This is a genomic window from Nocardia sp. NPDC004604 (genome assembly GCF_040609795.1).
Lineage (GTDB): Bacteria > Actinomycetota > Actinomycetes > Mycobacteriales > Mycobacteriaceae > Nocardia.
The window spans coordinates 1-10,405 of sequence record NZ_JBEXLC010000221.1; the positions used below are offsets into that span (position 1 = coordinate 1).

11 protein-coding genes are annotated in these 10,405 nt (G+C 64.0%); 6 read left to right on the forward strand and 5 right to left on the reverse strand.

What is annotated here, in order from left to right; genetic code table 11:
* Both ABZW16_RS41020 and ABZW16_RS41025 read right to left on the reverse strand, forming a co-directional pair.
* Positions 1-541: hypothetical protein (locus tag ABZW16_RS41020; protein ID WP_354961554.1), on the reverse strand; the 541-nt coding region annotated here is incomplete at its 3' end.
* A gap of 51 nt (positions 542-592) precedes the next feature.
* Positions 593-2,404 carry a serine/threonine-protein kinase gene (locus ABZW16_RS41025; RefSeq protein WP_354961555.1) on the reverse strand — a complete coding sequence of 604 codons (1,812 nt, stop codon included), beginning with the start codon at positions 2,402-2,404 and terminating at the stop codon, positions 593-595.
* Between the two features lie 108 nt (positions 2,405-2,512).
* Here ABZW16_RS41025 and ABZW16_RS41030 point away from each other — a divergent pair, with 108 nt between their 5' ends.
* The 5 genes from ABZW16_RS41030 to bfr all read left to right on the forward strand — a co-directional run bounded on the left by ABZW16_RS41030 (position 2,513) and on the right by bfr (position 6,038).
* Positions 2,513-2,686, forward strand: coding sequence for a hypothetical protein (locus ABZW16_RS41030; RefSeq protein WP_354961556.1), 174 nt, complete (start codon positions 2,513-2,515; stop codon positions 2,684-2,686).
* Positions 2,687-3,106: 420 nt separating this feature from the next.
* Complete coding sequence (locus ABZW16_RS41035; RefSeq protein ID WP_354961557.1) at positions 3,107-3,376, forward strand: DUF1876 domain-containing protein; 270 nt, start codon at positions 3,107-3,109, stop codon at positions 3,374-3,376.
* A gap of 64 nt (positions 3,377-3,440) precedes the next feature.
* A complete protein-coding gene (locus ABZW16_RS41040; RefSeq protein WP_354961558.1) occupies positions 3,441-5,015 on the forward strand; it encodes a DUF2235 domain-containing protein in 1,575 nt (524 codons plus the stop codon).
* Positions 5,016-5,345: 330 nt separating this feature from the next.
* On the forward strand, positions 5,346-5,495 hold the full coding sequence (locus ABZW16_RS41045) for a bacterioferritin-associated ferredoxin-like protein (RefSeq protein WP_354961564.1): 150 nt from the start codon (positions 5,346-5,348) through the stop codon (positions 5,493-5,495).
* A 60-nt stretch (positions 5,496-5,555) separates the two neighbouring features.
* Positions 5,556-6,038 carry a bacterioferritin gene (gene bfr, locus ABZW16_RS41050; protein ID WP_354961559.1) on the forward strand — a complete coding sequence of 161 codons (483 nt, stop codon included), beginning with the start codon at positions 5,556-5,558 and terminating at the stop codon, positions 6,036-6,038.
* Between the two features lie 248 nt (positions 6,039-6,286).
* Here the strand turns inward: bfr and ABZW16_RS41055 are convergent, their stop codons facing one another.
* Positions 6,287-6,727, reverse strand: coding sequence for a MerR family transcriptional regulator (locus ABZW16_RS41055; RefSeq protein ID WP_354961560.1), 441 nt, complete (start codon positions 6,725-6,727; stop codon positions 6,287-6,289).
* Between the two features lie 47 nt (positions 6,728-6,774).
* Between ABZW16_RS41055 and ABZW16_RS41060 the strand changes: the two genes are divergently transcribed.
* The gene (locus ABZW16_RS41060; RefSeq protein ID WP_354961561.1) at positions 6,775-7,731 is read left to right on the forward strand and encodes an MBL fold metallo-hydrolase; all 957 of its coding nucleotides are present in this window, start codon (positions 6,775-6,777) and stop codon (positions 7,729-7,731) included.
* Between the two features lie 84 nt (positions 7,732-7,815).
* Here ABZW16_RS41060 and ABZW16_RS41065 read toward each other — a convergent pair whose 3' ends face one another.
* Both ABZW16_RS41065 and ABZW16_RS41070 read right to left on the reverse strand, forming a co-directional pair.
* Positions 7,816-9,021, reverse strand: a complete 1,206-nt coding sequence (locus ABZW16_RS41065) for a glycoside hydrolase family 76 protein (protein ID WP_354961562.1) — start codon at positions 9,019-9,021, stop codon at positions 7,816-7,818.
* Positions 9,022-9,653: 632 nt separating this feature from the next.
* A complete protein-coding gene (locus ABZW16_RS41070; protein ID WP_354961563.1) occupies positions 9,654-10,139 on the reverse strand; it encodes a hypothetical protein in 486 nt (161 codons plus the stop codon).
* Positions 10,140-10,405 lie beyond the last annotated feature (266 nt).

The following is a 10,405-nucleotide window of genomic DNA, read 5'->3' on the forward strand; positions in this document are numbered from 1 at the left end:
TGCCGTTGCCGACTGGCCGATCGAGGTCGGCCCTGGCGAATTCGATATCGACGACACCGCCTACGCCGAGTTGGTCCATCGCGTGCTCGCCGAGGTCCAACCGTGCCAACAATGCCAGCAGATCTGCCTCGCGCCGGTCGTATGCCCACTGCGACAGTTCACTGATCGCGGCCTGATAGATTTTGCCGATTTCCGCTAGCACGCAAACGCAGCTGGCCGTGACAACGCCACCTTCGTCGAGGTCGCGTCCGCCGTCATCCACCGCAAAGACCTCGATGTGCCGCATGCCAGCGCCGATCGGCAAGGGGACGAGTTTGACGAAATAGCTTCCTTCCCAGAAATAGCAGTCAGCTTCGGCGCCGCCTGCCGCCCTCCCGATGGCGGTGTGCATCGATCCGAGAAACGACATTGGGTTGTCCGTCCAGTCGCGCTCGGGAAAGTGGTGGCCGTCGATCGTGATCCATACTTTGCCCGAGAGATAGAGATCGGGCTTGCCGGAGTCGACGGCCAGTTCAGCCATTGGGATGTTCAGCTCGAGCATGTGGCTATTCTCCGGCCGGGCATCGGGCTTCTCAGCAGCAAGAACCAGGCCTTACTGGACCACCCGCTCGAGCGCGCGCAGATCGGCATCCAGCTTGCGGAACAACCAGTAGACGGCGACGAATGCGAGCCCGGAGGCCGCGCACAGCCCCAGCACCGAATCGCGCACGAGCGGAAGCTCTTCGGGTTCGAGGGCGGTGAATCCGGCCAGCACCCCGACCAGCGGTACCGACGCCGTCACTGCGAGATAGACCGTGGTTCTACGGCGCAGCGCACGAAGATGCTCCGAGTCGCGCGCCGTGGCGCGGCCGTGGCGCAGATAGATGGGATAGACGCAGCGGACGACGTAGAACGTGGACAGGAAGAATGTGTAAGCAACGGAGATGGTGCCCGCCACCAGCACGGTCGTCGCAGCATGGACCATCAGCCGCGCCGGAAGCTCGGTAAGCCAAACAAGCAACAACACCCCTGTCACGGTTGCGCACACCGCGAACAGAAGGGTGTTCATCGCACACATATCGCCCCAGAACAATGTTCGCGACCGCACCCGCACAAGCTTTGCCTCGTCGTAGTGTCGGCCATTGCGCAAGCCGCGCGGCACCGCGAGCAGATCACGCGACATATACGCGTAGATGAGAATGGCCGGTGGCGAGGCACAAAGGATGAAAACGATGACGCCCATATCGATCTGCGAGTTGGTGGCATCGGACAGACGCTCTCTGATCAGGTCTTGGACGTGCACAGCCATGTAGACCGTAGCCAGGCTGACGCCCACCAGCGAAGATAGCCAGAGGATGGGGGTGGGCCATCGCGAAAGTCGCGCCCGCCAGCTGTTCGGCGGCGGATAGACAAGGTCGCGGGCCCGCTCCTCGAGGCACAGGTCGAGCTGCTGAGCCAATTCCGACCCGCACGAGTAGCGGTCTCGGCGATCGGGCGACAGACACTTCAGCAGCACTCGACGCAGCGCCATCGGGCAATCCGGCGGAAGCTCCGATAGGAACGTCGACTCGACGGGTCTGCGGCGCAGCTCGAGCATGCGGGCCAGCGATGTCTCCGACTCACCGGCGAACGGTTCGTCCGCGAATGGGCGGCGGCCCGTGAGCAACTCCCACAGCATGACACCCAGCGCGTAGATATCGCTTCGCGTGTCGAGATCGGCGGCGGTCGTCGGCAAGTCCGGATGGCAGGCCTCGAGCTGTTCCGGCGACATATACGCCAGTGATCCGCCGAAGTACGCCAGGGGACTCGTCCCCTTGAGGTGTTTGCTGGAGCTGACATTGAAGTCGGCCAACTTCGGAATTCCCTCGGCGCTCAGCAGCACGTTCGCGGGTTTGATGTCTCGATGCAACACCCCTCGGTCGGCCGCATGCTGAAGTGCGTCCGCCAGTCGGCGGCCCAGCCACCCGATGGTCTCTGGCCACGTCAGTGCGGCGGTCCGGGTCCGAACAGCAGATTCGGTGGGCCGAACCTCGCCCTTCTCGGCCAGCACCTGGTCGATGGCATCGAGCAGCAGTTGCCCGCTGCGGTGTTCCGCAGGCGTCGAGCGCTGTAGGCGCAGCACGTCGAGCAGCGTTCCCCCTGGCAGGTACTGCATGTAGAGCAGCTTGAGCTCGCCATCTGCGATGAGTCGCTGGTCGAAGATGCGCACGATGTATTCGTGGTCCAACTGGGCGAGGGTCTGCGGCTCATTGCCGTGGTTATGGGAAATCTTGACCGCGACCAATCGCTGCATCGATTGTTGCCGAGCGAGATACACCTGCGCGAAGGCGCCGGACCCGATCCGCATCAGGAGGTCGAAATCGTCGATATGGTCGCCGACATTGATGGCGTCGAGCACAATTTGGGCACTTGGACGAGCGATCATCGTGCTGCGGTAGTCGCTCGTGAGCTGTGCGAGCTCAGGGTGAACCGTGGCGGTGGCCTCAGCGAGCGCGCTAGCCGTATCGGCTGCGTGTGAACCGCGGCGCAGGGCATGGAATTCCTCGTAGACCAGCTCGGCTGGCAGCGGGCCATCTTGCAGCTCTGCGAATTCGGCACGGTATTCGTTCAGTCGTTTGGGAAAGTGATAGCGAAGCCAGCGGTATTCGAGATCGATTTTTATCAGTTCGATCAGTATCGCGCGCCGCTCAGCCGCTTCATGTGGTAGGTATGCCGACAGATCTGGCGGGGACCCGGACGCCCAAGCCACTGAAAACTGTGCCACCACGGCGGCAAGCGCTGTGCGGGTTCGTTCAGCTGGATCGACCAGATCGATCGGCTCGTGCATCGGTCGCTCGGAATCGGCGCCGGGTGATCACCCGGCGGCTACGCGCGATGCGGCCCGGTGTCGCAGTTGCCCCACGTTGTTTCCTTTCCGCCAAACCTCCAGCCCAAGGGTATCTCCCCGATATGAGCGAATGGGTGGCAACAGCGGGGATCGGCCGTGGCAGATGTCCGCAGGCGGTCATCGAGTTCGGCCATTATGGTCGACAAATCGCGAAACCGATCATGGTGTGCGCGAGCTATAGTGGTGCGACTATTGGAGGTGAAGCGACGCAGTCCCCACTGAATCTGGAGGGCAGTGCGAATGCCGTCGAAAACCTGGAACATCTCCATCGATATCGAAGAACTCGACCGCCTCACCAAGGTAAAAGCGCAGCTGATCGGCCGCGGGGACGAGCCATTGATCGCAGCCGGGTCCGCACACGTCAATCCCGCCGACCAGAATATTCCTGCCATCGGCGATGAACTCGCTTGTGCCCGTGCGCTGCAAGATCTGGCTCACCAATTGCTGCACGCGGCCATAACAGATATCGAAGCCCACACGCATAAGCCGGTTCAGGGCTTGCAGGGCTGACTCTGATCTACAGCGTTCAACACCACGCCACGGAAGTTGTCCACAGGTAGCGGGAGGTGCAACTATGCGTCGACTCGTCATGTGCTGCGACGGGACATGGAGCACGCCGAGCCAGCTGGCGGTAACGAATGTGCGCCGCTTTTACAATGCCCTCGCCGAAACCACCAAGGGCGGGGAGGACCAGTTGACGCGGTATCAGGCCGGGGTCGGCACCGACAGTGCCGGTCTGGCCGGTTGGCTTTCGGGAGGCGTCGCGGGAGTCGGCTTGTCCCGCAACGTGATGGACGCTTACCAGTGGCTGACCACCACATACCGGCCCGGGGACAGAATCGCGCTGTTCGGTTTCAGTCGCGGTGCCTTCACGGCCCGCAGCGTCGCAGGGATGATCGCGGCGTGCGGGTTGATCGATACCGCGTACCTGGACGAAGACGAGATTCAGGGTCAGGTCCGGCACGCGTATCAGCGGCGGTATCGCCTGGGACGTGACGCCGATCCCGGGTGGAGCGAGGGGCTTCGATTCAGCTACGACCCGGGACGGGCCGAGCCGATTCCGGTGGACTTCGTCGGAGTGTGGGACACCGTGGGTGCGCTGGGTATCCCGGACTACCTGGGCTGGCTCAACCTGCTGGACCCCGCGAGTCGACATGCGTTCCACGACGTGAAGCTCAACCCGGCCGTGCGCCACGGTCGCCATGCGGTGGCACTCGACGAGCAGCGGGGTCCGTTCACGCCCACGCTTTGGTCCGACCCGGAGCCGGACCAGGACGTCAAGCAGGTGTGGTTCCCGGGCAGCCACATGGACGTGGGCGGCGGCCACCTGGAGACGGGCCTGAGTGACGGCGCGCTGAAATGGATGATTGATGAGTCACGCGCCGCGATCGGACTGGAGTTCCGCAAGGACGTGGAGGACCAGATCCGCCCCGACGCACTCGGTACGCTGCACGACGACAACCAAGGTGTATACGGCCTACTCGAGCCGTTGTACGAGCCGCTGCTGCGCTCGCTATTGGAGTCGTTCTTCGAGCCGCGGCCCCGCGCCACCCCCATGATCGACAAGGACGGGAACAACCCGTTGCTGCACCGGTCGGTCTACGAACGCAACCAGACGCCACCGATCGCCAGCGGACCGTATCGGCGCACCCGGTCGCTCGCTCCGGGTGAGTCCGGCACGGTCAGCGTGTCCGCTCGGGATCCGTGGAATTGGACCGGCCTCTACCTCGAACCCGGCGATTACACCTTTGCCGCAACGGGGCAGTGGACGGATCTCGACATCCCCTGCGGGCCTGCGGGCACCACCGGCTGGCACAGTTTCCACCCCGGCGAGATTTTCCACGCGGCAAGCACACTGATCGGTCAGGGCGAGCGGATCTTCCGGCGCATAACCCGAAACCCAAGGGCTAACTTCCTGCTGACCCGCCGGGACGAAAGCATGCCGTGGATGTCGCTGATCGGCGTCGTCGCCAACGACGCGATCCCGTGCGAGGGTGCGCAGGCACTGCCCGAGTGCATCGCCATCGGGGCTGGCACGAACCACCGGATATTCCGCCCCGGGTACCTCTACGCCTTCGCCAACGACGCATGGAGCTTCTACGGCAATAACCGGGGCAGTGTGCAACTCGAGGTGACCAGGAACAGGTAGGGAGTTACCTCGGGTCGACTGCAAAGGCTGCCGGAACGACACGACCGGCACCGTAACGACTGGGCTGATCGCGGCGGTCGGCACAGGCCGTCATCGCACCGGACGAGACCCCTGATCGCCCCAGAAGTCGTCACCAGTGGGGCCGTTGCCAGCGGATCAGCTTGATCCGCACGCGCTATTGACAGGACCTGGCGCGCGGATGCTATACATTAGGGGAGGCTTACCTCGTTAGATGAGGCTAACCTCGCCGATCTTGTCCCTCCGTCATCGAGGCCTGCTGTGTACGTGTGTATCTGCAACGCCGTCTCCGAGAAAGACGTGCACAGCTGTGTGGCCGCTGGCGCCTGCTCCACGCGTCAGGTGAAGAAGGCGTGCGGCTGGAAGCCCGGCTGCGGCTCATGCACGAGTCGGCTGACCGAGGTGATCGACCAGGCCCGCACCATGGTTGCGGCCGAAGCCACGGAGGCGTCCGCCGCCTGATCCGACACTCAGGGCCGCCTAACCGGTTCGCCGGGTGTGAGCTGTGACACGATCACCCCCATGGAAGGCGACAAGGACATCATCGCTCTGCTCAACGAGCAGCTGACGGCCGAACTCACGGCGATCAACCAGTATTTCCTGCACGCCAAGATGCAGGAGAGCTGGGGTTTCACCAAACTCGCCAAGCACACCCGCCACGAATCGATCGATGAGATGAAGCACGCGGAGGTGCTCACCGATCGCATCCTCTTCCTGGCGGGGCTTCCCAATTACCAGAAACTCAACCCACTGCGAATCGGGCAAACCGTCCCCGAGCAGCTGCGGGCCGACCTGAAGATCGAGATCGAGGCGGTGGATCGGCTGCGCGGCGGCATCGAGCTGATGCGCTCGCGCGGCGATGTCACCTCCGCCCGCATCTTCGAGACCATCCTGGAAGACGAGGAACACCACGTCGACTACCTGGAGACCGAACTCGAGCTGCTCGAGAAGCTCGGCGAGCCGCTGTACCTGCAGCGCTACACCGACACCACTGACGGGGACTGAATCCCTTCCCCCACTGCTTCTTTCAAAGTGTGGCGGAAGCGCGGGCCATGCCAAATGCTGGTCGATGGCCAGGACGCGTTCCGGGTCGGCGCGGCGTCGGTAAGCCAGAACGGCTTTGACGCCGCGGCGGGTGGGATCGAATTGCGGTGGTGGAATCGTTGCTCGGCGATACTTCCTCGCTGATCGGCGATTCCATCAATGCCGGCCGATCCGAGTGCGGCGGCATTGTTGGCGTTGCAGCCTAGTGGTCATTGTGTCGGTGCCGCCGATCGGGATATCGGCAAGTCGGTGGCGAATGTGATCGGTTCGAGGCGGCTGAACTCCGAGCATTCGGGGCAGTCGGCGATGACGGGGTGGCTGCAGGAGGTGAGGTGGGCCAGGAAGCCGTCGGTGGCTTCGAGGAGGGCCATGCGGGCGTGGATTTCGGCGCGTTTGGCCTCGATGAGGGCGCCGCGGGCGTCACAGGTGCTGGCGCCCAAGTCGCGGATCTGTTCCAGGGATAGGCCGGTGCGTTGGAGGATGCGGATCAGGCGGGCGATGTCGAGGGTTTGCTGGTTGTAGGTGCGGTGGCCGGAGGGGGTGCGGGGTGGGTGGAGTAGGCCGACGGATTCCCAGTGGCGCAGGACGTGGGCCTCGATGCCGAGGATTGCTGCGGCGTCGCCGATGCGCAGGTCCGATACGGTGGTCACGATCGCCTCCTTGACTTCATGTCGACATCAAGTATTAGCGTGCCGCCATGTCAGAACCAGTTCGCAGTCCGAGTCTGTTCGAATGCTGTGCCGCCGCGACGGGTCTGGTGCGCGGGATGGTACGGCCGCGCAAGCCCGACGACCGCTTCCTGCGGTCGATCGCCGATGCGGGGCTGCCCGCCGCGCAGCGCACGGTCAAGATCACGACCCTGGAACAGGTGCCGCGTACGGTGCCGACGCCCATGGTCGTGGAGGGACGGTTCGATCCGAAGCAGATTCGCAATTCGCTCACCTCGTTCGTCGTTCAGCATCCAGAGGCCACCTTCCTGGTGGATCCGAGCTTCTGCCTCGACGCCGAGCACCGGGCCATCGCCCAACTGCCCTCGATCCTGCGGGTCGCGGTCCGGCCCCCCGCCGACAACATCGCGACGGTCACCGCCCTGAACAGCGAATCTCAACTTCCCGCACCGGATTTCGCGCTGCCCACACACGCACACTGGGATCATGTCTGCGGCCTGCTCGACTTGCCCGGCCTGCCGGTTCACCTGCACAGCGACGAATACCGCTGGATCACCGGCGGCGCGGTCGCTCCGGTCGGCGGCGTGCGCGACTCGCTGCGCGATCGCCCGCTCGAGCAGTTCGACCTCGACGGACCACCGGTGCTCACCTTCACCCGCAGCCGCGACCTGTTCGGCGACGGCAGCGTGGTGCTGGTCGATCTGCCCGGTCACACCCCGGGCAGCATCGGAATCCTGTGCCACACCGAAAGCGGCTGGGTGCTGCTTGCCGGCGATGCCGCCTGGCATTACCTACAAATCGAGGACATTCGCCAGAAGTCCAGCTACCCGGGCCTTTTCGCCGACGTGGACCGCGATGCCACCTTCAAGACGCTGCACCGGCTGCACCTGGTCCGCCACACGGTGACCATCGTCCCGACCCACGATCACGACGCGAGCAGTCGGTTCACTACCCCCCGGATCGATCCCGCGCAGGCGCTTCAATGACCGGTACTGCGACAAAACTCGAGCCTCGCACAACTTCCACACCGATACCGTGTCGGCGGGGCTCGCGTTTCGTCTGAACTGGGCTCAGCGTCCCGCGGCGGTGAGCTGGTAATCCGCTTCGAGCAGCATCCACCCGCTCAGCTGTACCGAGAGATCGCGGCTCAGGTTCGTCGACGAAGCGGCGGATGAGTGCGTGCGCGGGCGAAAGGTTCCCGGATGCTCCGGCACCGTGACCGCGCGGGTCCAGTCCGGACCGAACAGGGGTAGTCCGTCCACCTCGGCGCGGTGCTCCCAGGCCGCCCGCGCGGAAGCGTGCACGATATTCGCGGCGGTGGTGTCGTCCAAGGCCAGTGCGGCTTCGGCGAGATACCTGGCGAGGATGCCCATGAACAGCCCCGAGTCGTTCCCGGAGGCCGCGACGATCACCCCCGCGTCCGTGAGCCGGTCCTCGGTTGCGGCAACCAGTGCTGCCACGCGGCTGTGATGGCTCGATTCGCCTGTGCGCACTGCCAGCTCGGTTTCCAGCCCGATGGTCACGCCCTGGCTGTAGGTGTGGATGGTCGGGTCCACTTGTCCGCGGGGCTCATGGACACCATCGAGGATCAGGCCGCTGTCGGTGTCGCGTAATCGGGCGTGCAAGAAATCGGCAAGTTGTCGGGCGCGGGACAATTCGCCCAAACGCGCCATGGCGATACCGGTTGGACCGATCGCAGGGGTGTTGTAGAAATCGTCGCCGGAGCGCCAGGGCACCGCACCAACGACCGGGTTCCAGCCGTCGATCAAGGCGGCCCGCAGCTCCCCGACGGCGTCGCTGAACCGGACACCGAGCAGCCGGTCGGTGCGTTCGAGCGCCAGCACCAGCCACGACATATCGTCGTAGTAGTGGTTGGTCCAGCCGGTCAGGTTGCGGCTCCGGATACCGCGTGCGAGGGCAACGACCCGGTCGATGCGTTCGAGGGTGCGGGCGCGGTAGGCGGCGTCCACCGCACAGTCGAGAAGGTGGGCTTGCCACCAGTAGCACCATCGTAGGAATGACTGGTCCAGCAGGGCCGCCGGCCAGACGAGCGTGCCAAGCCGCATCTGCGGCTGGCCCCAGAGCGTGTGCACATGTCGCTGCACGATCGCCTGTTCCGCCAGGTCAGCCCGCTTCCCGGGCTCCTCGGGGCCGGCTGACACCTTCCGCGTGATCGCCCCTGCCTGCGTCGGCTGCGCCATTGCGCTGAGTGCGATCGAGGCTCCGGCCGCCATCAGCATGCTGCGTCGACTGATCCCCTTGTTCCGGCGATCCATCCGCTCGGACTCCCTTTATTGAACAACGATCACCGGAGCCGGGAATCATGCAGCTACATGCTATCTCGCAACGACCACCGCGGCGCGGCGCCAACCGGCTGCCCCAGGTGCAGACGTCAACCGCCGAGCGTGACTCCCGCCGCTCGGAGATCGACGAAAACCATTTCGCCGTTGGCCACGTCGAGGCCACCATTGTCGGCGACCCTGAAATCTCTGATCCCCGAACCGATACCGCAAGGGCAGGGACTCGGCGATGAAATCGGTTGTGCATGCGGCCATCCGGTTGCGTCGCGGGCGGCAATAGCGCTTCTCGCGGCAATACTGGATCCACGATCGGCAAATCCACATACACCACGACACACATCGTCGCGAATGCAGACACAGCAATGGACTGCGCTGTCGCCCAGAGGATCTCGTCGACTCCTCGCATCCCTAGTCGCCATTGCAAGCGTTAACCGCCAACGGTCGAGCCGCCGTCCTGGACCGGAGACGTGTGCCTTGCGTCCACCTCCTGGCAGGAGTTCGATGGCCGATGGTGCCGCCAGCCATCTATTAGGAATGCTGACGCAGGGCGACACGGCAACGCCGCCGAACGCACGATAATGCCGAATGCCGTGCATTCCGTCGGAGCGTCACAGTTCGGACCATGCGACCCCGAACCATGGTGCGGTTCGTCCAGCTAGCAGCTGGAGGTGGAAGTCGGGGCCTTCATGTGTCCGATCCTCTTCGGGATCGGTGAGTTGACTGATGGTGCAGATGTAGTCGCCGTTTGGGAGTTCGATACTGGACCCGTATATATCCTTGTCGTCGTCCACGGCGGAGTCCGCGAACTGGGCAGCCATGGTGACCGTGTCCAAATTGACGACGACCAGCTCACCGCGCGTCACGGTGATGGGGCCGGCGATTTGCCTGATGACCGGCAGCCGCGGATCTACCGGCGAATCCGAAAGGTCGATCCGCCATTGCTCGTCGCCGCCGGTTCCCCAGAGCAGCATCGTCCGCTGCCGCATCTCCGATTCGACGCGCTCGAACAGCATCTCCAAGGTCCAGTCTTCGCCCACGAACGACGTGTACGCGTGTGGGTCGACAAGACCGAGGAATCCCGAGTCATCAGTCATTTCGTCGATCCGATGCTGAAGCTGCGCCATGCGGTAGTCCTCCCCGGATTGATCAGCGAACCCTACCGGCACAATGCTCGGTCGAACACCGAGCCCACTCCAACGGCGTCCGCGAAGAAGTCGGAACAGCGTTCCCGGAAGTGCTCCGGCGCAAGGGAACTGACAACCCTGGCGTGCTGATCAGCAGCACCGATTTTTCTTATCGATGGTATAGGTGTAGGAGACGTTGGAAATATTGTGTTAAGAGATCGTCATCTTCTTGCAGA

Coding starts and splice junctions, on each gene's coding strand:
- ABZW16_RS41070 (WP_354961563.1), bottom strand. CDS start 10,139: ATGACTGATGACTCGGGATTCCTCGGTCTTGTCGACCCACACGCGTAC.
- ABZW16_RS41060 (WP_354961561.1), top strand. CDS start 6,775: ATGTCAGAACCAGTTCGCAGTCCGAGTCTGTTCGAATGCTGTGCCGCC.
- ABZW16_RS41035 (WP_354961557.1), top strand. CDS start 3,107: ATGCCGTCGAAAACCTGGAACATCTCCATCGATATCGAAGAACTCGAC.
- ABZW16_RS41040 (WP_354961558.1), top strand. CDS start 3,441: ATGCGTCGACTCGTCATGTGCTGCGACGGGACATGGAGCACGCCGAGC.
- ABZW16_RS41030 (WP_354961556.1), top strand. CDS start 2,513: ATGGAATTCCTCGTAGACCAGCTCGGCTGGCAGCGGGCCATCTTGCAG.
- ABZW16_RS41065 (WP_354961562.1), bottom strand. CDS start 9,021: ATGGATCGCCGGAACAAGGGGATCAGTCGACGCAGCATGCTGATGGCG.
- bfr (WP_354961559.1), top strand. CDS start 5,556: ATGGAAGGCGACAAGGACATCATCGCTCTGCTCAACGAGCAGCTGACG.
- ABZW16_RS41025 (WP_354961555.1), bottom strand. CDS start 2,404: ATGATCGCTCGTCCAAGTGCCCAAATTGTGCTCGACGCCATCAATGTC.